General features: G+C 64.7%; 25 protein-coding genes and 1 tRNA gene. 8 read left to right on the top strand and 18 right to left on the bottom strand.

Annotated features, from left to right (window positions below):
* Positions 1-72: 72 nt before the first annotated feature.
* The 5 genes from fdhE to FG13_RS08965 all read left to right on the top strand — a co-directional run bounded on the left by fdhE (position 73) and on the right by FG13_RS08965 (position 5,477).
* Positions 73-1,128 carry a formate dehydrogenase accessory protein FdhE gene (gene fdhE, locus FG13_RS08985; protein WP_035820204.1) on the top strand — a complete coding sequence of 352 codons (1,056 nt, stop codon included), beginning with the start codon at positions 73-75 and terminating at the stop codon, positions 1,126-1,128.
* Complete coding sequence (selA, locus tag FG13_RS08980; protein ID WP_035820202.1) at positions 1,125-2,546, top strand: L-seryl-tRNA(Sec) selenium transferase; 1,422 nt, start codon at positions 1,125-1,127, stop codon at positions 2,544-2,546. The genes fdhE and selA overlap by 4 nt, the downstream gene beginning before the upstream one ends.
* Positions 2,543-4,498 carry a selenocysteine-specific translation elongation factor gene (selB, locus tag FG13_RS08975; RefSeq protein ID WP_035820200.1) on the top strand — a complete coding sequence of 652 codons (1,956 nt, stop codon included), beginning with the start codon at positions 2,543-2,545 and terminating at the stop codon, positions 4,496-4,498. Before selA ends, selB begins: the two co-directional genes overlap by 4 nt.
* A gap of 12 nt (positions 4,499-4,510) precedes the next feature.
* Positions 4,511-4,606 (top strand) — tRNA-Sec (locus FG13_RS08970).
* Positions 4,607-4,763: 157 nt separating this feature from the next.
* Positions 4,764-5,477, top strand: a complete 714-nt coding sequence (locus tag FG13_RS08965; protein WP_035820198.1) for a substrate-binding periplasmic protein — start codon at positions 4,764-4,766, stop codon at positions 5,475-5,477.
* An 8-nt stretch (positions 5,478-5,485) separates the two neighbouring features.
* On the opposite strand, the gene FG13_RS08960 is transcribed toward FG13_RS08965, so the two are convergent.
* From FG13_RS08960 to fur, 7 genes are all read right to left on the bottom strand, one after another.
* Positions 5,486-6,226, bottom strand: coding sequence for a GGDEF domain-containing protein (locus FG13_RS08960; RefSeq protein ID WP_035820195.1), 741 nt, complete (start codon positions 6,224-6,226; stop codon positions 5,486-5,488).
* Between the two features lie 3 nt (positions 6,227-6,229).
* Positions 6,230-6,628 carry a DUF1987 domain-containing protein gene (locus FG13_RS08955; protein ID WP_035820191.1) on the bottom strand — a complete coding sequence of 133 codons (399 nt, stop codon included), beginning with the start codon at positions 6,626-6,628 and terminating at the stop codon, positions 6,230-6,232.
* 22 nt (positions 6,629-6,650) lie between these two features.
* A complete protein-coding gene (locus tag FG13_RS08950; protein ID WP_034756676.1) occupies positions 6,651-7,208 on the bottom strand; it encodes a SiaB family protein kinase in 558 nt (185 codons plus the stop codon).
* A gap of 65 nt (positions 7,209-7,273) precedes the next feature.
* Positions 7,274-8,488: a SpoIIE family protein phosphatase gene (locus FG13_RS08945; RefSeq protein WP_051958807.1), complete on the bottom strand. Its 1,215-nt coding sequence runs from the start codon at positions 8,486-8,488 to the stop codon at positions 7,274-7,276.
* A 172-nt stretch (positions 8,489-8,660) separates the two neighbouring features.
* Positions 8,661-9,251: an NAD(P)H-dependent oxidoreductase gene (locus FG13_RS08940; protein WP_035820186.1), complete on the bottom strand. Its 591-nt coding sequence runs from the start codon at positions 9,249-9,251 to the stop codon at positions 8,661-8,663.
* A 59-nt stretch (positions 9,252-9,310) separates the two neighbouring features.
* The gene (locus FG13_RS08935) at positions 9,311-9,676 is read right to left on the bottom strand and encodes a MerR family transcriptional regulator (RefSeq protein ID WP_035820183.1); all 366 of its coding nucleotides are present in this window, start codon (positions 9,674-9,676) and stop codon (positions 9,311-9,313) included.
* Between the two features lie 74 nt (positions 9,677-9,750).
* Positions 9,751-10,191, bottom strand: coding sequence for a ferric iron uptake transcriptional regulator (gene fur / locus FG13_RS08930; RefSeq protein ID WP_035820181.1), 441 nt, complete (start codon positions 10,189-10,191; stop codon positions 9,751-9,753).
* Positions 10,192-10,549: 358 nt separating this feature from the next.
* On the opposite strand from fur, the gene FG13_RS08925 reads away from it, so the two are divergent.
* A complete protein-coding gene (locus FG13_RS08925) occupies positions 10,550-11,167 on the top strand; it encodes an OmpW/AlkL family protein (RefSeq protein ID WP_035820177.1) in 618 nt (205 codons plus the stop codon).
* Between the two features lie 89 nt (positions 11,168-11,256).
* Here FG13_RS08925 and FG13_RS08920 read toward each other — a convergent pair whose 3' ends face one another.
* The 9 genes from FG13_RS08920 to FG13_RS08880 form a co-directional block, all read right to left on the bottom strand.
* Entirely contained in the window at positions 11,257-12,084 is an 828-nt protein-coding gene (locus FG13_RS08920) for a MetQ/NlpA family ABC transporter substrate-binding protein (RefSeq protein ID WP_035820175.1), read from the bottom strand.
* Between the two features lie 32 nt (positions 12,085-12,116).
* Positions 12,117-12,791, bottom strand: a complete 675-nt coding sequence (locus tag FG13_RS08915) for a methionine ABC transporter permease (RefSeq protein WP_035820173.1) — start codon at positions 12,789-12,791, stop codon at positions 12,117-12,119.
* The gene (locus FG13_RS08910) at positions 12,784-13,593 is read right to left on the bottom strand and encodes a methionine ABC transporter ATP-binding protein (protein WP_035820171.1); all 810 of its coding nucleotides are present in this window, start codon (positions 13,591-13,593) and stop codon (positions 12,784-12,786) included. Before FG13_RS08910 ends, FG13_RS08915 begins: the two co-directional genes overlap by 8 nt.
* A 185-nt stretch (positions 13,594-13,778) precedes the next feature.
* Positions 13,779-14,921 (bottom strand): TonB family protein, encoded by a 1,143-nt coding sequence (locus tag FG13_RS31195; RefSeq protein WP_081922497.1) that lies wholly within the window; start codon positions 14,919-14,921, stop codon positions 13,779-13,781.
* The gene (locus FG13_RS08900) at positions 14,921-15,535 is read right to left on the bottom strand and encodes a biliverdin-producing heme oxygenase (RefSeq protein WP_051958804.1); all 615 of its coding nucleotides are present in this window, start codon (positions 15,533-15,535) and stop codon (positions 14,921-14,923) included. The genes FG13_RS31195 and FG13_RS08900 overlap by 1 nt, the downstream gene beginning before the upstream one ends.
* 35 nt (positions 15,536-15,570) lie before the next feature.
* The gene (locus tag FG13_RS08895) at positions 15,571-18,498 is read right to left on the bottom strand and encodes a TonB-dependent receptor (RefSeq protein WP_051958802.1); all 2,928 of its coding nucleotides are present in this window, start codon (positions 18,496-18,498) and stop codon (positions 15,571-15,573) included.
* A 106-nt stretch (positions 18,499-18,604) separates the two neighbouring features.
* On the bottom strand, positions 18,605-19,600 hold the full coding sequence (locus FG13_RS08890; RefSeq protein ID WP_161784166.1) for a FecR family protein: 996 nt from the start codon (positions 19,598-19,600) through the stop codon (positions 18,605-18,607).
* Between the two features lie 8 nt (positions 19,601-19,608).
* Positions 19,609-20,124 carry a sigma-70 family RNA polymerase sigma factor gene (locus FG13_RS08885; protein ID WP_035820169.1) on the bottom strand — a complete coding sequence of 172 codons (516 nt, stop codon included), beginning with the start codon at positions 20,122-20,124 and terminating at the stop codon, positions 19,609-19,611.
* A 44-nt stretch (positions 20,125-20,168) separates the two neighbouring features.
* Positions 20,169-20,396 carry a hypothetical protein gene (locus tag FG13_RS08880; RefSeq protein WP_035820168.1) on the bottom strand — a complete coding sequence of 76 codons (228 nt, stop codon included), beginning with the start codon at positions 20,394-20,396 and terminating at the stop codon, positions 20,169-20,171.
* A gap of 61 nt (positions 20,397-20,457) precedes the next feature.
* Here FG13_RS08880 and FG13_RS08875 point away from each other — a divergent pair, with 61 nt between their 5' ends.
* The gene (locus tag FG13_RS08875; RefSeq protein WP_035820164.1) at positions 20,458-21,024 is read left to right on the top strand and encodes a YceI family protein; all 567 of its coding nucleotides are present in this window, start codon (positions 20,458-20,460) and stop codon (positions 21,022-21,024) included.
* A gap of 132 nt (positions 21,025-21,156) precedes the next feature.
* Here FG13_RS08875 and FG13_RS08870 read toward each other — a convergent pair whose 3' ends face one another.
* Both FG13_RS08870 and FG13_RS08865 read right to left on the bottom strand, forming a co-directional pair.
* A complete protein-coding gene (locus FG13_RS08870; protein ID WP_051958798.1) occupies positions 21,157-22,965 on the bottom strand; it encodes an NAD(P)/FAD-dependent oxidoreductase in 1,809 nt (602 codons plus the stop codon).
* 143 nt (positions 22,966-23,108) lie between these two features.
* On the bottom strand, positions 23,109-24,251 hold the full coding sequence (locus tag FG13_RS08865; RefSeq protein WP_035820162.1) for a sigma-54-dependent Fis family transcriptional regulator: 1,143 nt from the start codon (positions 24,249-24,251) through the stop codon (positions 23,109-23,111).
* A 225-nt stretch (positions 24,252-24,476) separates the two neighbouring features.
* Between FG13_RS08865 and FG13_RS08860 the strand changes: the two genes are divergently transcribed.
* Positions 24,477-25,796: a serine hydrolase domain-containing protein gene (locus FG13_RS08860; RefSeq protein WP_035820161.1), complete on the top strand. Its 1,320-nt coding sequence runs from the start codon at positions 24,477-24,479 to the stop codon at positions 25,794-25,796.
* Positions 25,797-25,861: the final 65 nt, after the last annotated feature.

The raw sequence follows: 25,861 nt of genomic DNA, 5'->3' as shown, positions 1-25,861 counted from the left end.
TCGATTAAAATACTTTGACAGCACAGCCAAATCCGCTGGCTCTGCCTTGCCTTTTTTGATGGGAAAACTCCATTGGTACAACGCATTCTTCAGCCAGGCGAAATCGAAGGCCTGGACCACAACGCGATTCCGCGCCTGCTGCTGCCGCAGCCTGACAGCCTGTTTACGGCGCGCGCCTTGCGCTTGCGCGAACTGGCGCAGGGTAAGATCAAGGGCATCCCCGTCGACGCGGGCATGCAGGGCTACCTGGTGCTGATGGCCGCGCTGGCCGACGCGCAAGCGGTCGTGGTGGGAAAACTGGCGCCCGGCGCCGTGCCTGCCGCCGACCCCGACGCGCTGCGCCGCGCCATCCAGCACCGCATGCCCGTGCTGCCCGTCAGCGGCGCCCGTCCACCCGTCTGGCGCGACATCTTTGCCAGCCTGCTCGATGAATTGGCCGCCACGGCCGCAAGCCAGCCGGCCCTGTCGGGCGGCCTGACGCAGGTGCTGGCGCAATTGCGCGCGCTCGACGCGCCAGCGCTGGACGCCTGCGCCGACGCCGTGCTCGATGAAAACGGCGACAACCTCAATCCCATGCATGCGCCGTTCGTCGCGGCCGCGCTGCAAATTTTGTGGTCGGTGTCGGCCAGCCAATTGCGCGCCGCGCGCGTGCCGGACCTGGAAACGGGCACCCTGTGCCCCGTCTGCGGTTCGCACCCCGTCGCCAGCGTGATCCGCATCGGCGGCCAGTCGCAAGGTTACCGCTACCTGCACTGCGGCATTTGCGAAAGCGAATGGCATATGGTGCGCGTCAAGTGCTCGACCTGCGAACAGAATGGCAAGATCGCCTACCAGGGCCTGGACGCGGCCGACGCAAAGCCGTTCGACCCGGTGACGGCGAAGGACGACAAATTGCCCAACAAGGCGAACGATCCGAAAAAAGTGGCGCGCGCGGAAACCTGCGACGATTGCCATACGTATCGCAAGGTCTTCAACCAGGAGCACGACTACAACGTCGAACCGCTGGCCGACGACCTGGCCAGCCTGATGCTCGACCTGCTGGTGGGCGAAGCGGGCTACCAGCGCGCCAGCGGCAACCCGCTGCTGTGGCTGGGGAAGAATGAAAACAGCGAGGGCCAGCAGTCATGACGACGGGGCAAACCGTGCGCCTGCCGTCGGTAGACCGCATCCTGGGCGACGCGGCTTGCCTGGCCCTGATCGCGCGCTATGGCCGCGTGCAGACCCTGGCCTGCGCGCGCGCCGTGCTGGCCGAACTGCGCACGGCCATGCTGGCCGGTGCAGGGTTTGGTGAATGCGGCGAGGAGGGCGCATCGATTGCCGCCATCGCCGCGCAAATGGATGAACGGCTGCAGGCGCAAGCGCGCCCGCAGCTGCGCGCCGTGTTCAACCTGACGGGCACCGTGCTGCACACAAACCTGGGCCGCGCGCTGCTGCCCGATACGGCCGTGCAAGCCGTGGTGGAAGCGTTGCAGTGGCCGATGAACCTGGAATTCGACCTGGAGACGGGCAAGCGCGGCGACCGCGACGACCTGGTCGAGGAACTGCTGCGCGAACTGACGGGGGCCGAAGCGGCCACCATCGTCAACAACAATGCGGCCGCCGTGCTGCTGATGCTCAACACCCTGGCGCAGAACAAGGAGGTCGTCGTCTCGCGCGGCGAGCTGGTGGAAATCGGCGGCGCCTTCCGCATCCCCGATGTGATGACGCGCGCGGGCGCCGTGCTGCGTGAAGTGGGCAGCACGAATCGCACGCACCTGGCCGACTATGCGAACGGGATCAATGAACATACCAGCCTGCTGATGAAGGTCCACTGCAGCAATTACGCGATCACCGGTTTCACGAAAAGTGTGGAGCTGGACGAACTGGTGCCGCTGGCGGCAAAACATGCCATTCCCACGGCGGTGGACCTGGGCAGCGGTACCCTGGTCGACCTGGCGCAATACGGGCTGCCGCATGAAACGACGGTGCGCGAAACCATCGAAGCGGGCGCCGACCTGGTGACCTTCAGCGGCGACAAGCTGCTCGGTGGTCCGCAATGCGGCGTCATCGTCGGGCGTGCCGATCTGATCGCGAAGATCAAGCGCAACCCGCTGAAACGCGCACTGCGGGTCGGCAAGCTGACCCTGGCCGCCCTGGCGCCCGTGCTGCAGCTGTACCGCGCGCCGGACTTGCTGGCCGAACGTTTGAGCACCTTGCGTTTGCTGACGCGTCCCGCTTGCGCCATGCGCGCGCAGGCGCAAACCCTGCTGCCGTTGCTGCAAAGCGTACTTGGTGCCGAATATGTGGTCACCGCCGAAGCCATGAAAAGCCAGATCGGCAGCGGCGCCTTGCCCGTCGACCAGCTGCCCAGCTTTGGCCTGGCCATCCGCAGCGCGCCTGGCTCGCGTCTGAGCAATCCCTTGGGCGTGCTGGAACAGCGTTTGCGCGCCTTGCCGTGCCCCGTGATCGGGCGCATCGGGCAAGACACCCTGTGGCTCGATCTGCGCTGCCTGGAAGCGGCGCACGAGACGGCCTTCATCGCGCAGCTCGCCGAGTTGTCCGCATGATCGTCGGCACCGCGGGCCATATCGACCATGGCAAGACGACCCTCACGCGCGCATTGACGGGCGTGCACACGGACCGCCTGAAGGAAGAGCAGGCGCGCGGCATTTCGATAGAACTTGGCTACGCCTATCTGCCGCTGGCGGATGGCACCGTGCTGGGCGTGATCGACGTGCCCGGTCACGAAAAATTCATCCGCACCATGGCCTCCGGCGTGACGGGCATCGATTTTGCCCTGCTCGTGGTGGCGGCAGACGACGGCATCATGCCGCAGACGCACGAACACCTGGCCATCTTGCAGCTGCTGGGCGTGACGCGCGGCGCCGTGGCGCTGACCAAGATCGACCGCGCCGACGGCGCCCGCGTGGCGCAGGTGGAGGCGGACATCGAAGCGCTGCTGGCCGGCACGCCGCTGGCGGGCAGCCCGATCTTTCCCACGGCCGCCAATCGCGACGACGATGCCGGCGTGGCCGCCTTGCTGGCGCACCTGACGCAGGTGGCGCGCAGCCTGCCGCAGCGCGACGAGCGGCGCCTGTTCCGCCTCGGCGTGGACCGCGTGTTCACCTTGTCGGGGCAGGGCACCATCGTCACCGGCACGGCGCTGGCGGGATGCGTACAGGTGGGCGAAATGCTGCAGCTGGCGCCCGGCGATGCACAGGCGCGCGTGCGCAGTATCCATGCGCAGAACCGCGCAGCCGGGGCGGGCATGGCGGGCCAGAGATTGGCGCTGAACCTGGCCGGCATCGACCGCGAACGCATCGAGCGGGGCAACTGGATCGTCGCGCCCGCGCTGGCACAGTGTTCCGAACGCCTCGATGTGGAACTGACCCTGCTGCCAGACGCCGGCGTGCAGCTGAAAGCCTGGTCGCCGCTGCACGTGCACCTGGGTGCGGCGCACCAGCTGGCGCGCGCCGTCATGCTCGATGGCGAAACCCTGTCGCCCGGGCAGACGGGAAGAGTACAGCTGGTGTTCGACGCTCCCATGCACGGCGTGCCGGGCGACCGCTTCGTCGTGCGCAATGCGCAAGCGACGCAGACGGTGGGCGGCGGCATGGTGCTCGATCCCTTCGGCCCCGCGCGCAAGCGCCGCAGTCCGGCCAGGCTGGCGTGGCTCGACGCGCTGGCCGCGTTCATCGCACACGGTGACTATGCGGCCCTGCTGGCGCAAAGTCCGCTGGGGCTGCGCGAATCGCTGCTGGTGCGCCTGTCCCTGCTGCCGGCGGCGGCCCTGGCGCTGCTGCCGGACACGCGGCGCATCGCCCTGCGCGGTGGCGACGCCCTGTTGCTGGCGCCGGCCGCGCTGCTGGCGCTGGAAGCGCGCGTGCTGGCAGCATTGGAAGCCTTCCATGCGCGCGCCCCCGACGAGGCGGGGCCGGAACTGTGGCGCCTGAAGCGCATCGTCGACGCGGAGATGGAAGACGCCTTGTGGTGCCATCTGGTCGAAGGCTTGCTGGCACGTGGCGAGATCCTCGCGCGCGGCGCCAGCCTGCACTTGCCGACGCACAGCGTGGAACTGACGCCGCAGGAGCAGGCGGTGGCCGAACCCTTGCTGGCCGCGTTGGAGCAGGGGCGCTTCGATCCACCGTGGACGCGCGACCTGGCGCGCGGCTTCGGCCTGGCCGAGGACGAGACGCGCAAGCTGTTACGCAAACTCGCCAAGGCAGGGCAGATCAGCCAGGTCGTGCACGACCTGTTCTACCATCCGTCGGCCCTGGCCGAGCTGGCGCAACTGGTGCGCGCCCTGGCCGAAAAAGCGGAGCTGGACGAGGGCCTGGCGCCCGGTTCCGGCGCCGTGGGCGCGGCCACCTTCCGCGACGCCAGCGGCCTGGGCCGCAAGCGGGCGATCCAGGTCTTGGAATTCTTTGACCGCGTCGGTTATACTCGCCGTGTTGGCAATGGGCATCTATTACGCCCGCAAGCGCTGTGGTCCTATACGGCAGCCTTGCCCAGCAGCTAGCTCAGGCACCGTGGAAAGCACACTCATCCGGTGATGTGGCCGGGCTTCAAACCCGGTGGAGGGCGTCAGACGTTCTCCCGTAGGTTCGACTCCTACTGTTTTCCGCCAGTTACTTTCCTCCCATCCCCTTCCGCATGGCGTTCTCCCGGCGTTGGCCTGTTGCCACGTTGTGGAAAATAAATGGTTTAACTGGCAATATGCGGCGATGCCAGGGTGAGCCGATGGTAACATCGGCTTCAATCCCCTGTAGCAGATGAAAGCAAGCATGAAACAAGCAAGCATGGCGTGGCTGCTGGCAGTGGCGCTGCTGATGCCGGCGCTGGCCGCGGCGGTAGACGTGCGCATCGTCGGCGAACATTTGCCGCCGTCGAGCATGATGGAAGGCAATGTCGTCGTGGGACGGGAAACGCTCAAGGTGCGCGACATCATGGCGCGCGCCGGTCTTTCCTACCGCATCGAATTGTTGCCGTGGAAGCGCGCGTACGCGCAGGCGCTGCGCGAGCCTGATACCTGCATCTTTTCCACCAGCCGCACGCAGGAGCGCGAAGCGCAATTTCGCTGGATCGGCCCCCTCAACGAAGCGGAATGGATACTGTATGGTCTGGCCGAGCGGCACCTGGCGCTGCGCACGCTGGCCGATGCGCGCGGCCTGGTGATTGGCACGGTGCTGGGCGACGCGCGCGACGATTACCTGCGCCAGCGCGGCATGAACGTGGCGCCCGTGACGCAGGAGTGGCTCAATCCGCAAAAGCTGCTGCTCGGGCGCATAGACCTGTGGGCTGTGGGCCTGGCGGTGGGCAGCAAGCCTTTCGTCGGCAAGGAGTGGGAGGGCAAGGTGGTGCCGCTGTTGACTTTTAACCGCGTGCAGACTTACCTCGCCTGCAACAAGCAATTACCCGAGGCGCAGGTGGCGGCCATGCAGCGCGCTGCGGCTGCCATGCGCCGCGACGGCAGCATGGCGCGCGAACATATCCGCTGAGGCCCGCTTCAGCTTTCCAGCCACTGGCGCACGCAGTTGCGTCCTTCGCGCTTGGCCTGGTACAGGGCCTGGTCGGCATGGCTGTAGGCCGTTTCGAATGGCGTGCCGGCGCGGTTCCAGCTCAGGCCCACGCTGACGGTGATGGCGCGCGTGATGGGTGCCGCATGGCGCTGGCGGCCGACGGTCTCGCAGATGCGCTGCGCCACTTGCGCCGCGTCGTCGCGCGAAGAGGTGGGCCAGACGACGGAAAACTCTTCGCCGCCGACCCGGCCGATGGCCGTCTCCTGTCCCAATAGCCCCTTCAGGCAGTCCACCACGGCCTGGATCACGCCGTCGCCGGCCGGGTGGCCGAAGTCGTCGTTGACCTGCTTGAACAGGTCGATGTCGAGCACGATCAGCGCCATGTCGCCCTGCGCCAGGCAGCGCGAGGCGTGGTCGATCACGGCGCCGCGGTTCAGGGCGCCCGTCAGCGGATCGTGCGTGGCGCGGTATTCGAGCTGGCCGGCCAGGGTTTGCAACTGGCGGTTCAGCAGATGCATGTCGCGCTCGGCGCGGTCGCTGCGGCCGATCAGGCGCCGCGTCTCGCGCATCAGCCGCTCGTAGTGGATGATCAGTTCACCGAGCACGCGCCGCTGTTCCGCGCCCGGCGCGCTGGCGTCGGCGTGCATGCGGCGCGCGGCAGCCAGGGCCGCCGCTTCCACGGTGAACAGGTCTGGCTCCAGTCCAGCCTCGGAGAGGGCGGCGCGCATGCCCTAGCTGCCCTGCACGGGATGGTCGCGGAAGTCCAGCGCCGTAAAGTCCTGCTGCAGCTCCTGGCCGAATTCCAGGATGGTGTCGTCATCCTCGTCGTGATACCAGTTCAGGCGCACCTGGTTGCCATCGACGGCCGCCTGGTTCAGGGTGTCGAACAGGGTAAACAGCATCTTCGTGCTGGAACTGTTGAAATAGGCCAGCGAGACGTTGACGGTGATGGCCGCCTCGCGGCAGCCTTCCAGGTAGGCGCGCACGGCGGTGATCAGCGGGCCATAGAAGGCGGCCGCGTTTTCCGGATACGACTCGCCCTTGATCGACAGGGTGTGCTGCTCGAAACGGAAGTCGATTTCGGGCGAACTCGGGGTCGCGGCGATGAACAGTGGTGACGGTAATTGCATATACTTTCCTGAGTCGGCTCTTTCAAATGATGGCTTTGATGCAGAAGATGGTGTGGCCTGGTTCCTGGGGATCCTGGACGAATTCGAATTCCAGCGGCTCGCTGGCGTCGCGCGCCATGGTGAGAAAACCCAGGCCCGCGCCCTTGCTGTCGGCCGGCGCTTCCTCGCGCAGGGCCTTTTTATACGCGAGGCGGATTTCTTCCATCGTCATGGTGTGCAGCGGTTCCAGGCGGGCGCGGATCTGCGCCACGTTGTCCGTCGAGACGGGGTTGGCGCACAGCAGGAAAAAGCTGTCGCCGCGCGTGCCGATGCAAAACGAGCCGCGCCGCATCTGCTGGTCCAGCTGCGCATCGGGCGTCAGGCTGTCGGCGGAATAATGCATGATGTTTTGCGACATCTCGATGAACGAGGAAAAGATGCGCCGCCGCGTGGGCCCGGCCGCGCCGGCCGTATCGAGGCGCGCCTTGATGGTTTCGGAAATGGCGTTCACCACGTGCTGCGAGAAATAGCCCACGTAAAAAAAGATGATGTTGCGCTTGCGTGCCACATCCCAAAACTCGTTGAATTCTTCGTACAGCACGTCCGTGCTCCTGGCTAGCCGGTGACCCGGTTTCTTGTTGATAAGGTGGCGCGATGGCGCCAAAACTACAGGCGGAAACAGAAAAAGGTCAGGTCGTCGCGGCGCGGCTGTTTTCCCTGCCACGCGGCGCTGTCCTGCAGCAGGGCCGCCGCCACGTCGCCGGCGGGAGCGTCGCGCCGCGCCAGCAGCTGCTCGCGCATGCGGCGCTTGCCGTAGGCGATGTCGCGCGCACCACCGATCTGGTCGAGCAAGCCGTCGGTGGTGAGGAACAGCAGGCTGCCGGCGGGAATGGCCAGCGTCTCGTTGTGCCAGCAGTAGCCGGCCGGCGTGTCGACATAGCCCACGCCCATGCGCGCGCCGTCGATGGCGCGCACGCTCTCCTCGCCCGGCGCGACCACGTGCAGCGCCAGTTTCGCGCCCGCGAAACGCAGGCTGGCGCTAGCCGTGTCGTAGCACAGGAAGGCGCAATCCATGCCGTCGTTCGAGCCGGCGTGGCCAGCGTTGTCGCTGCCGGCGCCGTCCTGGCCCAGCAGGGTTTTGATGGAGCGGCTGACGGCGCCGATCAGGGCGGCCGGATCGTGCGGTCCCAGTTCGCGCAAGGCCTGGCTCAGGGCCGACGAGGCGATCAGGGTCATGAAGGCGCCCGGCACGCCGTGGCCGGTGCAGTCGGCGATGGCGGCGAACCAGCCGCCCGCATGGCGTTCGAAGAAGTAGAAGTCGCCGCCGACGACGTCGCGCGGCTGCCATTCCAGATGGGCGTCGGGCAGGGTGGCGCGCAATTCCGCATCGGAGGTGCGCAGCAGGGCGCGCTGGATCACGCTGGCGTAATCGATGCTGTGCATGATCTGCCGGTTCTTTTCGGCCTGCATGGTGGCCACCACGTTCATCAGCTGCAAGCCGAAGCCCACGCCGGCCAGCGCGCCATCGGCGGTGATGATGAAGCCGTCGGCCAGCGCCTTCTCGCCCGCTTCCACGGCGCGGAAGGTGAGGTCTTCAATGCTCATGGCGCCGTCGACGATCAGCGGCTCCTTGTCCATGAAGGCGATGCAGCTCTTCTTGCCGTACACCTCGTGATAAAAGGGCTTGGACATTTGCGACATGAAGATGTTGCGGCTGATCAAGCCGATGGGACGCTGCTGCTCCGTGACGGGCAGGCTCATCATGTCGCGCCGTTCCGTAAATAGTTCCAGCACGGCGAAATTGCTGGCGTCGGCCTGCACGGATTCCGTGGGGATGCACAGGTCAGCCGCCACGGACGTGCGATAACGGGGAAGATGCAATCGAGAAGCGTTGAACTCCACAGCGGCTACCTTTACATGACGATCGGACCCTTGTTGTCGCAACAGCAAGGCGACTGACAAACAGGCAATATCATCATGGTAGCCTTGGAATGTGACGGCTTGATTACCAGCTTGTCAAAACCGTATGCATGATGGCTACATGGCAAGCAACTTACAGGCGCCGGGCCAGCGCCTGTGCTTGTTCCAGCCAGCGCGCTCGCTGCGCTGCGGTGGAATCGATCATGGGACCAAAGCTGGCCACCTTGACGGGCTTGACGCCGCAAAATTCCAGGGTCGTCTTGCGCAGCTGGTGAATGCCGGGCATGTGGTAGACCCAGCGGAAATACCAGGGCGGCGTATCCATCGCCACCAGCAGCTGGGCCGTGCGGCCTTTCAGTAACTGCGCCGGGAAAGCCTTGCCCGGGCGATACTTGAAGGCAAAGCCGGGCAGGAAGATGCGGTCGACGAAGCCTTTCAGCAGGGCCGGCGCGCCGCCCCACCAGATCGGGTAGGCGAAGACCAGGTGTTCGGCCCAGCTGATGGCTTCCTGCGCGGCCAGCAAGTCCGCTTCCAGCGGCTGCACCTGGCGGTAGCCTTCATGCAGGTTCTGGTCAAAGTCCAGCTGGCCCAGGCGCAGCTCACGCACCGTGTGGCCTGCGCTGCGGGCCGTGGCGGCGTAGGCATCGGCCAGGGCGGCGCAAAAGCTGTCGCTGGACGGGTGGCCGAGGAGTATCAAAATGCGCTTGGGTGTCGTCGTGGTCATGATGCAGGCTGTCCATTAAAGAAGAGCTTGCATGCTAAAGCCTGCCCCTAGTGACAGAGTCAAGCGGCCTTTTGCAGACGCTGCTGCGCCAGGCAGTCGTGGATTTCCGTGTCGATGTCGGCCAGTTGCGCGTCGAGCTGGCGCAGGCGGGCGATATCCAGCTGTATCTGTGTGCGCTTGTCAGCGATGTGCTGCGACAGGGCGGCCCAGTCGGTATCGTCGCCGGCCAGGATGGGCAGCAGTTCGGCCAGGCGGAAGCCCAGGGCCTGCGCCTGGCGTATCAATTTGACTTGCGCCAGGTCTTGCTGCGTGTAGACGCGATAGGCGCCCGAACGGCGCACATCGCCAAGCAAGCCCAGCGCTTCATAGTGGCGCAAGGCCTTGGGCGAGGTGCCCGCCAGGCGGGCGATTTCTCCGATGTACATGCTTCTTCCTTGTTGAACTGCGGCGCACGCAGTGTAGCGCAGGTGGCTTGCCAGGCGCTACCTTGCGCGCTGCCTCAGGAGGGCTTACGCGGCGGCACTTTTTTGGCAGTGCACTCGGCGCAGGTGCCGTACAGCGACAGCGCGTGCTCGTGCAGCACGAAGCCCCGCTCGGCGGCGATCTCGTTCTGGCGCAGTTCGATGCCTTCGTCGACGAATTCATCGACCTTGCCGCAACCCGTGCAGACCAGATGGTCGTGGTGCTGGCCTTCGTTCAGTTCGAAGACGGCGTGGCCCGATTCGAAATGGCGGCGAAACAGAATGCCCGCTTCGGCAAACTGCATCAGCACGCGGTAGATGGTGGCCAGGCCCACGTCGATTTTTTCGGCCAGCAAGAGTTTGTAGACATCGTCCGCACTCAGGTGCTTGATCGTGCCTTCTTGAAACAGCTGCAGAATCCGCAAGCGGGGGATGGTCACTTTCAAGCCCGATTCACGCAGTTCCCTCAATATATCCATGTCTCCCATTCCTTTTTGTAGTCGCCTAGCGAGGTCATTCATTATATCGCAAATGATAATAATTACTATTCTCATTTGTATCGTGTGAAGTGGAAATATTATGCTGCGCAGGGAGGTGGCAATCCAGTGACATCGGCGCAAGTGGCGATTGCGTGGCGGGCAACTTGCGTCAGCATGGCGTGCCGACATGGCAGTCGTGCATGCGGTCACGCTGCAATGCCGCATTTTCTTGATCTGGGCAAAGGAAAAAATGCGTCTAATGATGCCATCTAGCACTATTTGATGTGGATCAAAGTTTTTGTTGCACTGCACTCTTAGACTTCGCAGCGTTACTTAACGACAAAAAGAGGGAACTAGAATGAAAAAGTCCGCAACTGCAGCAGCAATCGTCCTGGCCGCCATCGGCGCATTCGCCGGCAACGCAATGGCACAGGAAAGCCCATGGCTGGTCCGTGCGCGCGCCGTGCATATCGATCCGGCCAACAAATCCACGCCGGTCTTTGGCGCTGGCGCATCGGATACGATACATGTCAGCAGCAAGACGATTCCCGAAATTGATATTTCGTATTTCTTCACCCCGAACATCGCTGCCGAGCTGATCCTGACGTATCCGCAAAAGCATGACGTCACCCTGTCCGGCACGAAGATCGGCAGCTTCAAGCATTTGCCACCGACCCTGTCGCTGCAATACCACTTCATGCCTGAAAAACAGTTCAGCCCTTACGTGGGTGCCGGCGTGAACTACACGAATATCTCGGACGTGAAATTGCTGAATGGCGCCGGCCGCCTGGAACATGACAGCTGGGGCTTCTCGCTGCAAGCTGGCGTCGACTACAAGCTGGACAAAAACTGGTCGCTGAACTTCGACATCAAGAAAGTGCAGATCCGCAGCGACGTACTGGCTGCTGGCGCCAAGATCAGCGAAGTCAAGGTTGATCCTGTCCTGATCGGTGTCGGTGTCGGCTACCGTTTCTAAGCATTGATCGACTGCGCCTCCGCGGCGCGGACAATAAAAAAGACGGCCAGGTGTGAACCTGGCCGTCTTTTTGCATTCCATGCGCCGTCTTATTTTTTCAGCGTCTTTTCCAGCGCCAGCTGGTAGTCCGTCTTTTCGTAGCCGGCCAAATACTTGTTCGTCGCGTCGAGGAAGGCGCGCGAGCGGTAGGCCGCTTCCAGGTCCTTGACCCATGGCTTGGCCTTGTCGGCCGTGCGGATGGCGACCAGGTTGATGTAGCTGTCCGAGATCTTTTCCACGGCGAGGGCCGACGTCAGCTTCATGCCGGCGGCCAGGGCGAAGTTACCGTTGACGAAAGCGAAGTCGGCGTCCGCCAGCGAACGTGGCAGTTGCGCCGCTTCCAGCGGCACCAGTTTCAGCTTCTTCGGGTTGTCCAGCACGTCGCGTTCGGACGCGCGCAGCGGGTCGACGTTCGGTTTGAGCTTGATCCAGCCCATCTTGGCCAGCATCACCAGCGCGCGCGCCTGGTTGGTCGGATCGTTCGGCATGGTGATGGTGGCGCCGTTCTTGACGTCCGCTAGGGACTTCTGCTTGCCGCCGTACAGGCCGATCGGCATGGTCGGCACGGTGATCAGGGAGCTCAGTGGCAGCTTGTTATCGGTGGCGAACTTGGTCAGATACACGATGTGCTGGAACACGTTGGCGTCCAGCGAACCTTCGGCCAGCGCGTAGTTCGGCTGCACGTAGTCGTTGAATTCGACGATCTTGACCTTGTAGCCCTGTTTTTCCAGGATGGGCTTGATGCCCAGCTTCAGCTGGTCCGAATACGGGCCGGAGCTGGTGCCGATGACGAGTTCTTTCGGGTCCTTGGCGTGGGCGGCGGTGGCGAAGGCCAGGCTGGCGGCGGCCAGGAGCAGGTTGCGGCGAATATGGTTCATGCTTTTCCTTGTACTGAAATACTGAAGATGAATTAACGTTTGTCGAGGCGCTTGGCGATGCGCGTGCCGGCGAACTGGATGGTTTGCACCAGCACGATCAGGATGGCCACGGTGGCGACCATGATGTCCGTCTCGAAGCGGTAGTAGCCGTAGCGGATGGCCAGGTCGCCTATGCCGCCGCCGCCCACCACGCCGGCCACGGCCGAATACGACAGGAAGCTGATCGACAGCACGGTCAGGGCCAGCACGAGGCCGGAGCGCGCTTCCACCAGCAGCACGCGGAAGATGATTTGCATCTCGGACGCGCCCATGGCGTGCGCCGCCTCGATCACGCCGCGCGGCACTTCGCGCAGATTCTGTTCCACCAGGCGCGCCAGGTAGGGAATGGCGGCGAACGAAAGCGGCACGGCAGCGGCCAGCGGGCCGATCGAGGTGCCCGCGATGATGCGCGTAAACGGCGTCAGGGCGACCAGCAAAATGATGAAGGGGAAGCTGCGCACGGTGTTTACCAGCCAGCCGAGGATCATCGACAGCGGACGGTTTTCCAGCGACTGGCCTTCCGAGACGAGGAACAGCAGGATGCCCAGCGGGCCGCCGATCAGGATGGCGGCCGTCAGTCCAATGCCCAGCATGGTCATGGTCTGGCCCAGCGCCACCCAGATTTCCGGCAGCAGGTTGATGACGTTATTGATCGATTCTTCAAACATGTGTTGCATCCTTCCATGCGGTGGCTTCAAACGCCTCGGTGCCGTAATACGCCAGCTCGCGCCCCAGCGCCGTCTTGCGCGGGGTGGCCGTGTCGCTCAACTCGAATTGTTCGGCGATGGCGCCGTTTTCCACGACGGCGACCCTGTTGCAGATGGCGCCCAGGACCGACAGCTCATGGCTGACGATGACGATGGTCACGCCAAGGCGCGCATTGATGTCGCGCAGGGTGTCGAGCAGGGCGCGCGTCGTTTCCGCGTCCAGCGCGGACGTCGGCTCGTCGCACAGCAGCACGTCGGGGTGGCTGGCCAGCGCGCGGGCGATTGCCACGCGCTGCTTTTGCCCGCCGGACAATTGCGCCGGGTAGCTGTGCAGCTTGTCGGACAGGCCCACCAGCGCGAGGCATTCCTCGACCCTGGCGGCGATGTCCTCGCCCTTGGTCGTGCCATGGATTTTCAGGGGGAAGGCGACGTTGTCGAAGACGCTGGCGTTTTGCAGCAGATTGAACTGCTGGAAAATCATGCCGATATTCTGGCGCGCGTCGCGCAATTCGCTCTTGCCCAGGCGCGTCAGTTCGCGTCCGGCCACGGTAATGGTGCCGCTGTCAGGGCGCTCGAGCAGGTTAATCAGGCGCAGCAAGGTCGATTTGCCGGCGCCGCTCTTGCCGATCAGGCCGAAAATATCACCGGGATAGACTTCCAGCGTGACCGATTTGACCGCGTGGAATTGTTCGCCTTTGGGCAGCGCGAAGGTCTTGTTTGCGCCATCGATGCGAATCACCGGCGTACGGTGTGGTGTGGTCATGCAGTGTTTCCTTTTTTATTGGACCGTGACAGGCGCGCTTGCAGGGGCCAAATCGCCCGGCCTGTTACGTCGGTTGCGTAGTATACCTCCGATCGTGTTATTACTCCTACGACAGAATCTTGCTTTGAATATGCAAATAATGTCTATATGGGTGTTTGGCGAGAGTAAACGCGGTTTTTACGCGATCAGCCGATGGAAAATTCGACGGGAATCGATAATTCCAGCGGGTCCGGCCGTTCCTTGGGAATGCGCGGCAGCGGCGCCGCCCGTTGCAAAGTGTCGAGCGCGGCCTGATCCAGTGCTGCGGAACCGGAACTGCGCTCGATGGCGGCCGCCAGCACCTGGCCATCGCGGTCGATGCGGCAGCGCAGATACACGACGCCCTGTTCCTGCTTCGCGCGCGACGCCGTCGGATAGCGGCGGAAGCGCTCCATGCGCGCCAAAACCTTGCCTTCCCAGCTAGATACGCCGCTGCGCAGCTCCTGCGGCGCGGGCGGCAGCGCAGGCGAGGGCGGCGCCGCCGCGATGGATGGCGCCGCCGCCGGTGCCGGCGTCACGGGGGCATGGCGCACCTCGACAACGGCTGCGATGCTCTCGGCTTGCGTCGGCATGGGCGCTGCCTCTGGCTGCGGCAGCACGAATTGTCTGATGGCCGGCGCTGCCTTTTTGGCAATGGCGGCGGATGGCGCGGCGGCTGCGCTGACCCGTTCAGCAAGATTCTGCTCCAAAGGTCGCGGCGGGGCAGCGGCCGGCAAGTACAGCATGGCCGGTTGCGCGGAGTCGGGCGCGATGGCCAGCACGGGGGCCGCCGGCGCGCGCTGGTACACGGCCCAGCCCAGCAGGGCGCCATGCATGGCGAAGACGGTGGCGATGCTCAGCGGCTTGTGCCAGTCCGCCGGCGGCGTCTTTTCTGGCGCAGGCGCCGGCCCTTCCGGGCGGCGCAGCAGGTAAATGATGACGGCGATTTCCATCGTTGCCACGAGGACGATGACCCACCAGGGCGGATGGCCGAGGCACATGGCGACAAAGCCGATGGCCATGCCCAGGCAAGCGAGGACCTTGCCGCGGCGTGACACGGCGCGGTGTTCGCGCCACTGGCGCAGCGGCGCGCCGAAGCGCGGGTGGTGCAGCAGCCAGTGCTCCAGGCGCGGCGAGGCGCGGCTGAAGCACGCCAGCGCCAGGATCAGGAAGATCGTCGTCGGCATGACTGGCAGCATGGCGCCGATCACGCCCAGCGCCACCATCAGCATGCCGGCGCCCGTCCACGCCCAGCGGCGCAGGCGTGCCGTGTGCGCTTCCGCGCCGGCCTGGATGACTGGCTCCTCCATCAGGCGCACGCCTCCACGTGGCCATGCATGCGCAGGAAGGCGGCGCGCGCGCCATCGATCACGCGCGCTTCACCGTCATCGTCAAGCACGGCCGTATCGAGCACGGAGGTAAACTCGCGCCAGTGGCGCGCGCGTCCGTCCGGATGGCCGGCCAGGTGGCGCGCCCCATGGTGTTCATCGAGGCCGATTTTGCCGGCCAGCTTATACAGGATGGCCGCGCCCAGCTTCGAGCCTTCGCTCACGTACAGCCAGCCCAGCGCCGTGGCCAGGTCCAGTTGCGCGTCGAACGGCGGCGTGGCCGCATCGGCCGGCAATGCTGTCTCGAGGTCGCGCAGGTCGGCCGCGATGCTGTCGTAACGGCGGCGCTGCTCCAGGTCCGGCAGCAGGGCGGCCAGCTGCGCGTTGTCGTACAGCGCGTCGACGTCGCGCAGGAACGCGTACTGCGCCTGCAGGAAGCGCGCGTAATTGTCGCGGCTGGAAAACGGCGCGCTGGCCATGATGCGCTGGTCCAGCAATTCGTGGGTGGCCATGGTGTCGGCTTTCAGGCGCTGGCTGCGGGTCGGGGCCGCGTTGGTCGGAACGGCGTTCAAAGTGGTGTCGCTTGCTGCATGCATGGAATATCTGCTCTCTATTATAAGGATGAATCAAATCAGAAACGAAGGCCAAGCGTTACGCGCGCCGTGCGGCCCGGTCCCGGCATCAGGCTCAGGGTCAGCGGATCGAGGTAGTAGCGGTCCGTCAGGTTGTCCATCGCCACGTCGACGGTGGCGTTGGGCGTGATCTTGTAGCTGGCGAACAGGTCGGCCAGGGTGTAGGCCTGCGTCAGCACCTGCGGCGAGGTGCCCGTCCACGACTGCCACACGGCCTTGTCGTCCTGGCGCGCCAGCGGGTGGCCGACGTGCGTCAGGCGCGTGCCGACGGTGAGTTTTTCCTGCAGCCAGCGCGTGCCCAGGGTCAGGTTGGCGCTCAGCTTGGGCTGGATATGGTTGCTGACATACGAGCTGGAAAAGCCGATGGGCGAGCAGTCTGGCGTGTTCCAGATCTCCGATTGCCACTTGCTGGCCTTGCGCAAATAGGCCGCCGTGGCCGCGTCGCAGATCAGGGTCTTGCGGTTCCAGGTGCCGGAAAAGTCGGCAAACACGCTACCCCGGTCATATGACGACTGCAGTTCGACGCCCGAGACGCTGTATTTGTCCGTGTTCGCCATCGAGAAATTCTGCGCGTGGGCCGGCAAGTCGGGAATCGGGCGGCGCGTGATGTAGCCGTGCGTGACGTTGTCGAAATACGCAAGGCGCAGGCGCAGCTTGTCGGCGGCGCTCCACACGCCATCCTTGACCAAGCTCACGCCGATCTCGCGGTTGTGGCTGCGCTCGGCGTTCAGGGGCGACGAATAGGTGGCCGAGAAGCCCATCGTCGATTCATACAGGCTGGGCATGCGCAAGCCGCGCGCGTCGCGTAAAAACACGCTGACGCTGTCGGACAGGCGCGCCGTCAGCGCAAACGTGGGCGCAAAACCGTGGTCCTTGCGGCGGATCGGCTTGCTGTAGGTGAACAGGCCGGGGATGGCGTCGCGGAAGACATAGTCGTTGCCGCTCCAGTTGGCGACCTGCGAGACGTCCAGCGGCGCCGGTTCTTCGCCATAGCGTTCCACCATGCCGCCCACCAGCGCGGGATTGGTGGCGGGCGTGAACTGGCCCTGCGCATCCTGGTACCATTTCGCGTCGCCGAGCTGGCCGCCGTTCTTGTCCCACATGGTGACCCATTGCCAGCCCTGCGGCTGGTATTGCTGTTCCGCGCGGCGGTTGCGGTCGCGCGAGTCGAAGCGCTGGAAGCGTCCGCCCGCCTCGACCGTCAGCCAGTCGCGCGCCTGCCACTGCAGCGAGGCGAACACGCTTTGCTCGTGGCGCTTGCCGTTGCGCAGGGTGTGGTTGGCATTCAGGTCGTCGTCGAGGATGGCCACGCTGTCGGCCGGGCCGATATCCTCGTTCTGCAGGGACAGGCCGTAATCGAGCTTGAGCGCGCCCATGCCGGTGGCGAAGCGCGAGGTGTTCGTCAGGTCGGCGCCAACGCGGCGCGCCTGGTTCTTCGCCAGGTACAGCACTTCCACGCACTCCTTGCATTCATGGTCGCCCGGATTGGTCTTGCCTTCCAGCGGATTGCTGAAGATGTCGCCGTTGCGCGACTTGCTCTGCATGTCCGTCAGCCACAGGTTGGCCTTCAGGTCGATCAATTGCTGGCCTTCCGGTTTCCACTCGTAGCGCGCCGTCAGCGCGTTGGTGCGCACCTGGCTCGGGTCCCACTGGGGAATGCTGCCGGTGCTGTTGCGGTAGATTTGCGAGGGCATGATTTCGCCATAGCTGCTGTCGAAATAGCGGTAACCCAGCTCCAGCTTCTGTTCGTGCGGCAGGCGCAGGTTGGCTTTCAGCAGGGCCGAGGTGGTGCGGTTGGCCGTGTTCAGCACTTCGTCGCCCTTCTTGAAGAACTGCGTCACGCCATTGTCGTCGCCCCATTCATTGAGCATTTGATAGCGTTCGAAGCCCCGTGTGCCGGAAAAATAATTGCCGATGCTGCGCTGGCTGATGGCGGCCACCAGGTCGTAGTCATCCTGGCGCGTGGCCACGGCGATGCTGCCAAAACCGCTGCGCGGGTTGTCCAGCTTGTTGCGCTGCGTGCGCGGCGTGCTGCCGAAATCGGCGGGCGCCGAGACGCTGTTGTCCTGGATGCCGCCGCGCAGGCGCACGCCCGTGCGTTGGCCTGGTCGCAAAATGTCTTCAGGGCGCAGCGTCTGCATGCTGACCATGCCGCCGATGGCGCCCGCGCCTTGCGCCGACAGGTTCGGACCCTTGTCGATGCGGATGGCGCTGATCAGGTCCGGGTCGATGTAGCTGCGGTCGGCGATGCCCGCGTAGCCGCGGTAGACGGTCGATGATTGCAGGCTGCCGTCGATCAGCACGGGCACGCGGCCCTGGCCCTGCATGCCGCGCACGTTGACGTCGACGGCGCCGCTGTTGCGGCTGTCGCCTACCTGCACACCGGCCACGCCCTTGAAGATGTCGGCTGGCGAGGTGCCGCGGAAGCGTTCGATCTGCTCGCGCCCGATGTACACGGAGGCGGCCGGCGTCAGGTAGGGCAGGTCGGCCGGATCCGTGTCGTCCGCTTCGAACATGCCGCTGCCGCCCTGGCCATTCACGCGCAGGGTGCCGATCTGCACGGCGCCGGCAGCGGCGGGCGCGGGCGCGCTGATGATGATGGTCGTGCCGCCCTGCAGCTGCGCTTGCAGGCCGCTGCCGGCCAGCAGCTGGCGCAGCGCCTCGGGCAGCGAGTGCCGGCCTTGCAGCGGCGCGCTGTGGCGTCCCTGCGTCAGGCGCGCGTCGGCCAGCAGCACCATGCCGGCCTGGCGCGCCAGTTCGTTCAGCGCGCGGTTCAACGGCTGCGCGGGAATCTGCCATTCCACCTGCGCCACCGGCGCGGCGGCGGCATGCATGGCGGGCGTGGCAAAGGCCAGGCCGATGGCCAGGAAGAGAGGGGACAGGCGGGGAGACAGGCGGGCGTGCAGGGGAGGGCGCGGCGGATTCATATGCAGGTTTTTCCTATGGTGATGTGGTGGTCCTTCATAGTTAAAACGAATGAGTCTCATTTACCCTGACGTGCGGATGGATTTTATTTCGCGTCATGGGGATAAATCAGCGGGCGACGATATGCAGCTTGCCGTCCCGGTGCACCACGCGCACGTGCAAGGCCAGCGGCAGGGCGGCGGCAAATTGCGCCGGCAGCGTCGCGTCGAAGCTGCCGTTCAGGCGCAGGCCGGCCAGCGCCGGATCGCCGAGCACAAGGCCCGTATCGCCATAGCGCTCGAATTCGGCCAGCGCTTCGGCCAGGGTGGCGTCTTCGAAATCGAGGCGCCCCGCACGCCAGTTGCCCACCGCTTGCGCGTTGACCCTGGCCAGCGCCGTCACGCCCTGGGGCGTGACGGTGACCGTGTCGCCCGCCTGCAGCACTTCGGCATGCGCGCCGGCTTCGCTTTCCACACGCACCGTGCCTTGCGCCACGCTCACCTGTGTCGTCGCGCCCACGTGGCGCACTGAAAAATGCGTGCCCAGCACCGTCGCCGTGGCCTCTCCCGCGATGACCTGGAACGGACGCGCAGGGTCGGCGTGGACATGGAACATGGCCTGGCCGCGCAGCAGGCGCACGCTGCGCCGGTCGCGGTACAGGGCCACGTCGACGGCGCTGCCGCTATCGAGTTCGATGCGGCTGCCGTCGGGCAGGACTTGCGTGGCGAACTGGCCGCGCGCCGTGCTGTAATCGTGCTGGAAGCCCGGTTGCTGCCAATGGCTGGCCAGCGGCCAGGCCAGCAGGCCGCACAGCAGCAGACAGCCGCCGGCCAGTGCGCCGCGTGGCGGGAAGGAGGCTGCCTGGCGCAGCCGCCGCAGCAGCGATGACGGCGCGCCCGCCGCCGGGGCAGGCTGGCTGAAGGCCGCCACGCGCTGCGCCGGCAGGCTGGCCAGCAGCGCATCGGTGCGGGCCAGCGCCTGCCAGGCTTGCTGGTGGCGCGCGTCGGCGGCCAGCCATGCGTCCAGCGCCGCCAGTTCGTGCGCGGCCAGGCCCGCGTCGTGGCGCAGCAGCCATTGCGCCGCCAGGAAATCGATGTCGTCGGCTGTCGTGTCTTGTGATGTCATGCGCTGTTTCATAGCGTATCCCGCTCGGGCATGCCTTTTTTACAGGCGAGCATGCCGTTGATGATGTGTTTTTCCACCATGTTGACGGAGATGCCCATCTGGGCGGCGATCTCGATCTGGCTCAGGCCATCGAACTTGTACAGCGCGAACGCCTGGCGGCAGCGCGGCGGCAGGGCGTCGATGATGGCCAGCAGGCGCTCCATGGTTTGCCGGTCGTGCAGCCGTTGTTCGGGTTCGTCGGCGCGTGGCGCGCGCAGCTGGAAATGGGGCGTGTCGATGTCGTCGTGGGGGCGGCGCTGGTGCAAGCGCTGTTCGTCGATGGCGATGTTCTTTGCCGTCACGTACAGCAGCGCGCGCTGGCCGCTATCGGGCGCCGCGCCGCTGTGCAGGGCAGGTGCGCCGCCGAGCGGCTCGCGCGCCAGGATGCGGGCGTAGGCTTCCTGCACCACGTCCTGCGCCTTGTCGCGGCAGCCGGTGGAGCGCGAAATCAAGCGCAGCAATTCCTGGTAATAGCGTTCAAGCACCGCGCGTTTCCTCGTTATCAAAGCCGGCAATGATAGCAAGCCCTTCAAATAATAACAAGAATCATTCTCATCTGATGCTTTATTCGAGGTGCTGGATAACGCTGGATATTTTTGGCAATGCAGACAATAATCGGCAGCAGAAGGCGCTGTCGCGGAGCGTATTGCCCGCTATTATCGATTTTATCGATGCTAACTAGGTATATTTTCCGTTTTACATCGATCTTCATGCCATGCATAATCTGTTGCAACTGAAGCCAGACAATCAGCCGCATGCGCCCCCGCCTGCAGCTGCTTGCGGTTTTGACATCCTCCACTTTCTATCAGGAACCTACAATGAAAAAACTGCTCGCTTTTATCGCCGCCGCCGGCTTCTCGCTGTCCGCTGTTGCCGCGCCTGAAGTCTATGTCATCGATGGCAGCCACACTTTCCCCCGTTTCGAGTACACCCACATGGGCTTCTCGACGCAGCAAAGCCGTTTCAATAACACCACCGGCAAGGTCACCCTGGACCGCGCCGCCAAGACGGGCGCCGTCGAAGTGCTGATCGACACCAAGTCCGTCGACACGGGTTCGACCCTGTTCAACTCGCACATCCAAGGCGAAGACTTCCTCGACACGGCCAAGTATCCTGTCGCCACCTACAAATCGACCAAGTTCAATTTCGATGGCGACAAGCTGGCCTCCGTCGACGGCAACCTGACCCTGAAAGGCGTGACCAAGCCAGTCACCCTGACCGTCACCTCGTTCACCTGCGCACCGCACCCGATGCTGAAAAAAGACGCTTGCGGCGCCAACGCCACGGCCAAGATCAAGCGCTCGGAATTCAACGCCGGCAAATATGCGCCAGCGGTCAGCGATGATGTGACGTTGACGTTTGCCATCGAAGCCATCAAGCAGTAATTTTTAAACCCGACATCTGCACTGCCGGGGTCGGACCCTGAGGGTCCGACCCCAGTTTTTGCTCTTGGGTTGAAGCTGAAAAAAACGGCGGGCAAATAGCCCGCCGTTTTTTTTTCGTCCAGGTAGTCGACATCACGCCAGGTGATGCACCTCCTGCTGCCCATACACGGGCGTGTTCAACCCTTCCATGCGCGCCTTCAGCTGCAGCGACAGGTACTGGGAATAGTGGCGCGACTGGTGCAGATTACCGCCGTGGAACCACAGCGCCTGCTGCTGCGTGGGCTTCCACATATTGCGCTGTTCGCCCTCCCACGGGCCAGGGTCTTTCGTCGTGGACGAACCCAATCCCCACACCTTGCCCACTTTATTCGCCACTTCCGGCGAGATCAGGTCGGCCGCCCAGCCATTCATGGAGCCGTAGCCGGTGGCGTACACCACCAGGTCGGCCGGCAGTTCCGTACCGTCCGACAGCACGATGGAATGGGCCTTCAATTCCTGCACGCCGACGCCGCTTTTCAGCTTGATCTTGCCGTCGGCGACCAGCTCGGAGGCGCCCACGTCGATGTAGTAGCCGGAGCCGCGGCGCAGGTATTTCATGAACAGGCCGGAATCGTCGTCGCCAAAGTCCAGCATGAAGCCCCGTTCTTCCAGGCGCTGGTAAAAATCCGCATCGCGCTCGCGGATGGCCTTGAAGACGGGCTTCTGGAAGTCGGCCAGGATTTTGTACGGAATCGAGGCGAACGTCAGGTCGGCCTTGGCGGTCGTCATGCCGGCGGCCAGCGCCCGTTCCGAATACAGGTCGCCCAGCGCCAGCTCCATCAGGGAATCGGACTTGACGATGTGCGTCGACGAGCGCTGCACCATGGTCACGTCCACGCCCGCTTCCCACAGTGCGGCGCAGATATCGTGCGCGGAATTGTTCGCGCCGATGACGACCACCTTCTTGCCCACATACGCGTCCGTACCCGGATGCTGCGACGAATGCTGCTGCTCGCCCTGGAACACGTCCATGCCCTTGAACTTCGGCATGTTCGCCTTGCCCGACATGCCGGTGGCCAGCACCAGCTGCTTCGGTTTCAGGGTGACGGGCTGGCCATCGCGCAGCACTTGCACCGTCCACTCGCCGGTGGCTGCGTCAAAGCTGGCCGATTCGCATGAGGTCGAGCCCCAGTAATTGAGCTCCATCACCTTGGTGTACATCTCCAGCCAGTCGCCGACCTTGTCCTTCGGCGTGAAGACGGGCCAGTTGTCGGGAAACGGGATATACGGCATGTGGTCGTACCAGACGGGGTCGTGCAGGCACAGGGACTTGTAGCGCTTGCGCCAGCTGTCGCCGGGTCGCGCGTTTTTCTCGATGATGATGGTGGGGACATTGAGCTGGCGCAGCCGCGCGCCGAGCGCGATCCCGCCCTGGCCGCCGCCGATGATGACGCAGTAGGGCTGGCGCGTATAGCCCAGTTCCGTCGCTTCCTGCTCGCGCTGTTCCAGCCAGCTGCTGCGATTCGTGCGCGCGCCGTGTTCCGCACCCATGGGCCGCCGGCCGCCCTTGGCTTCCTCAAAACCCTTCAATTCGCTCATGGTGGTGAGCAGGGTCCAGATCTTGCCGTCGCGGATGCGGATGAAGCCCACGCCGCGCGCCGCGTTCGTTTCCACCGTGATCCAGCTTTGCAGCACGCCGCCGGCTTCCACCGCATGTTCGCCATCGGCGATGCGGATGGAGAGCGGCTGCACGGCGCCCAGCTGGGCGGCCAGCATGGTGGCGATCTGCTCGCGGCCTTCCAGCGTTTTCAGGTTCCAGGTAAACAGCACCAGGTCGCGCCAGTAGCCATCCTGTTCGAACAGTTGCGCGGCGCCCGTGCCGTCGCTGGCGCGAAGACAGCCTTCGAGCTGTTCCAGGATGCCGGCCACGGCCAGGTCGTGCGGGTTGTTATCGGTTTGCATCGTGTCTCCTCCAAGTCTGCTGACTTTATGATGGGATGCGGCTGTGTTGCCGCTGACGATGTTGTAACACTGGCGTTCCGGCGCCGCATTGCGCAGCGCAGCATGGCGGCTATTGAGACGGAAGTCTCAGCGCGTTTGGCGCATCATTGCCGGTGCGGCGCCACGATGTGCAGCTGCTTGAGGCGCCGGTACAGGGTGGCGCGCGAGATGCCGAGCATGGCGGCTGCCTGCAGCGGGCGCCATTTGGCGGCGTTCATGGCGTGGACGATGCGTGTGCGTTCGGCCAGTTCCGGCGCCGTGTAGGCCACCACGTCTTGCGCGGCGGGCGCCTCGCGCATCGCGCGCGGACGCGCCTTGGCCGGTCGCAGCGGCGCGCGCACGCGGGCGTGCAGCCAGGTGCTGCCGCCGGCCAGGCGCAAGGACAGCAGACTGTGTCCCGCGCGCGCATCGAACAGCCGCTCGGCGCGCACTTCCAGCACTTCGCCGACAGGACGCGGCAGGGCGTCCAGGCCCCCGATGACGTCGCGCGCGCAGCGGTTGGCGGCGACGATGTCGCCATGTTCGTCGATCGCCAGCAGCATCTCCGGCTGCACTTCCACGAAGTGGCGGTTGCGGTGCGCCAGCAGGATGCAGCAATGGCTGTAGGATTTGAGAAAAAAACCGTCCTCGATCAGGGTCGCGCCTTGCCGCACCAGTTGTTTCACCAGGCGCTGGCTGTCGCGCGCGTCGGGCGAGTTCAAGGCCGACGCATCGAGCACGCCGATCAAGTCGCCGTGCGGCGAAAAAATCGGCGCCGCGCTGCAGGTCAGGCCCGTGAACGCGGCGCGAAAATGGTCGGTCTTGTGCACGGTGATGGCTTCATGGTCGAGCAGCACGGAGGCGATGCCGCACGTGCCTTCCTCTTCTTCCGACCAGCACGAACCGGGGTACAGGCCCGCCTTCTTGAAATCCTTGCGCTGGTCCGTGTCGACCACGTAATCGATGGTCACGCCGCGCGCATTGGCGAGGATGACGCAGTAACCCGCTTCGCGCACCATGGCGTGCAGACGCGGCAGACACTGGCCCGTGGAGCGCAAAAAATCTTCCTCGGACTGCTGGATGGCGCGCAGTTCGGCGCCCGTCAGGATGCGCGGCCCAGTGGTGGACGCCGGGTCGAGCCGGTAGTCGTCCAGCGAGCGCCGGTACGACGACGCCAGCCTGGCCGTATCGGCCCCTGGGTTGACGATGCGTCCGGCGATCAGGTCGCGCACGCGGTCGATATGGCTGGTCTGGCGGACGTAGGGCATGGCGCTCTCCAGTGTCTCGTGTCTGTTTTTATGGTGTCTCCGTTTTTAGCACGAAGCGCGGGGCCGCGCATCCTGCGCTGCAGCATGGCGCGCGCGTGAGACGTTCGTCTCAGCGCGTGGCCCGCACAATAGGATGCCGTAGGACAAGATAAAAAGTTTCTCTGTTAGCATGCATCGCATGAAGCGAGCGCCGTTGCCGGCGCCAGCCATGACAGGAGAAGACGCATGACGACATTGCCACCCATCCGCCGCCGGGCCCTGGCCGCAGCCTGCCTGGCGCTGGCCGCCGGCGCCCATGCGGCAGCGCCATTGTCGGCCGCTGACAGCGATCCGGCCGCATTGCAATGGATGGTGGGCGCGCCGCCGCCGGCCGATAAAATCATCCGCTTCGACGATGGCAGCTATTTCAATTTTCCGCAGCTGCGCTGGAGCGTGTCGCACTTCCGCCAGCTGATGCCGACGGCGGCGGTGTCGCGCGGTTTGACCGCGCCCGTGCCTTTGCCGCGCGCGCTGCGCAACGATATCGACAGCCTGCGCTTCACGCCCTTGGGCGCGAAGGACACGATGACGTGGGAGCAGTCGCTGGGCGCCAATTACACGGACGGCATCGTCGTACTGCACCGGGGGCGCATCGTGTATGAACGCTATTTCGGCGTGTTGAAGGAGGGCGGCCAGCATGGCGCCATGTCGGTAACGAAGTCCGTGATGGGCACCATCGGCGCGGCCCTGGTGGCCGAAGGCAAGCTCGATCCAGCCAAGAAAGTGGCCGAGTATGTGCCGGAACTGGCGAAGTCCGCGTTTGGCGACGCCACCGTGCGCCAGGTGCTCGACATGACCACGGGCCTGAAATTCAGCGAAGATTACGCCGACCCGAAAGCGGAAGTGTGGCAGCACGCGGCTGCCGGAAGCCCGCTGCCCAAGCCCAAGGATTACACGGGCCCGCGCAGCTATTTCGAGTACCTGCAAACGGTGCGGCATGAGGGAAAACATGGCGAGGGCTTTGGCTACCGCACGGTCAACTCCGACGTGCTGGGCTGGATCATCGCCCGTGTCACGGGGCAGAACGTCAATGCGTACTTGTCCGAGCATGTGTGGCAAAAGCTGGGCGCCGAGCAGGATGCCTACATGACGGTCGATTCGACGGGCACGCCGTTTGCCGGCGGCGGCTTGAATGCGGGCTTGCGCGACCTGGCCCGCTTCGGCGAAATGCTGCGCAACGGTGGCCGCTACAACGGCCAGCAGATTTTGCCCAAGGCGGCCGTCGAGGATATCCGCCGTGGCGGCGACAAGCAGCTGTTCGCCAAGGGCGGCTACGATTTGCTCAAGGGCTGGAGCTACCGCGACATGTGGTGGGTCACGCATAACGAGCATGGCGCCTACATGGCGCGCGGCGTGCACGGCCAGCGCATCTACATCGACCCGAAGGCGGAAATGGTGATCGTGCGTTTCGCCTCCACGCCGACGGCCGCCAATGCGGCTAACGACCCGACCACCACGCCAGCCTTCGAAGCGCTGGGCAAGCTGCTGCTGGCCAGGCCGCAGTAGGCTGCCGGTTTGACCCGTGCCAGTTGTGCGGCGAAACGGGCACAACTGCAATACACTATCCTTTC

The sequence above is a fragment of the Janthinobacterium sp. RA13 genome, from assembly GCF_000745325.1.
GTDB lineage: Bacteria > Pseudomonadota > Gammaproteobacteria > Burkholderiales > Burkholderiaceae_D > Janthinobacterium > Janthinobacterium rivuli.
This window is presented reverse-complemented; position numbering and strand designations above follow the sequence as displayed.

Coding starts and splice junctions, on each gene's coding strand:
- FG13_RS08880 (WP_035820168.1), bottom strand. CDS start 20,396: ATGCGGCTGATTGTCTGGCTTCAGTTGCAACAGATTATGCATGGCATG.
- FG13_RS08865 (WP_035820162.1), bottom strand. CDS start 24,251: ATGCCCTACGTCCGCCAGACCAGCCATATCGACCGCGTGCGCGACCTG.
- FG13_RS08915 (WP_035820173.1), bottom strand. CDS start 12,791: ATGTTTGAAGAATCGATCAATAACGTCATCAACCTGCTGCCGGAAATC.
- FG13_RS08860 (WP_035820161.1), top strand. CDS start 24,477: ATGACGACATTGCCACCCATCCGCCGCCGGGCCCTGGCCGCAGCCTGC.
- FG13_RS08955 (WP_035820191.1), bottom strand. CDS start 6,628: ATGCAATTACCGTCACCACTGTTCATCGCCGCGACCCCGAGTTCGCCC.
- FG13_RS08890 (WP_161784166.1), bottom strand. CDS start 19,600: ATGACATCACAAGACACGACAGCCGACGACATCGATTTCCTGGCGGCG.
- FG13_RS08940 (WP_035820186.1), bottom strand. CDS start 9,251: ATGACCACGACGACACCCAAGCGCATTTTGATACTCCTCGGCCACCCG.
- FG13_RS08910 (WP_035820171.1), bottom strand. CDS start 13,593: ATGACCACACCACACCGTACGCCGGTGATTCGCATCGATGGCGCAAAC.
- FG13_RS08900 (WP_051958804.1), bottom strand. CDS start 15,535: ATGCATGCAGCAAGCGACACCACTTTGAACGCCGTTCCGACCAACGCG.
- FG13_RS08920 (WP_035820175.1), bottom strand. CDS start 12,084: ATGAACCATATTCGCCGCAACCTGCTCCTGGCCGCCGCCAGCCTGGCC.
- FG13_RS08870 (WP_051958798.1), bottom strand. CDS start 22,965: ATGCAAACCGATAACAACCCGCACGACCTGGCCGTGGCCGGCATCCTG.
- FG13_RS08925 (WP_035820177.1), top strand. CDS start 10,550: ATGAAAAAGTCCGCAACTGCAGCAGCAATCGTCCTGGCCGCCATCGGC.
- selA (WP_035820202.1), top strand. CDS start 1,125: ATGACGACGGGGCAAACCGTGCGCCTGCCGTCGGTAGACCGCATCCTG.
- FG13_RS08895 (WP_051958802.1), bottom strand. CDS start 18,498: ATGAATCCGCCGCGCCCTCCCCTGCACGCCCGCCTGTCTCCCCGCCTG.
- FG13_RS08875 (WP_035820164.1), top strand. CDS start 20,458: ATGAAAAAACTGCTCGCTTTTATCGCCGCCGCCGGCTTCTCGCTGTCC.
- FG13_RS08965 (WP_035820198.1), top strand. CDS start 4,764: ATGAAACAAGCAAGCATGGCGTGGCTGCTGGCAGTGGCGCTGCTGATG.
- FG13_RS08935 (WP_035820183.1), bottom strand. CDS start 9,676: ATGTACATCGGAGAAATCGCCCGCCTGGCGGGCACCTCGCCCAAGGCC.
- FG13_RS31195 (WP_081922497.1), bottom strand. CDS start 14,921: ATGGAGGAGCCAGTCATCCAGGCCGGCGCGGAAGCGCACACGGCACGC.
- selB (WP_035820200.1), top strand. CDS start 2,543: ATGATCGTCGGCACCGCGGGCCATATCGACCATGGCAAGACGACCCTC.
- fur (WP_035820181.1), bottom strand. CDS start 10,191: ATGGATATATTGAGGGAACTGCGTGAATCGGGCTTGAAAGTGACCATC.
- FG13_RS08960 (WP_035820195.1), bottom strand. CDS start 6,226: ATGCGCGCCGCCCTCTCCGAGGCTGGACTGGAGCCAGACCTGTTCACC.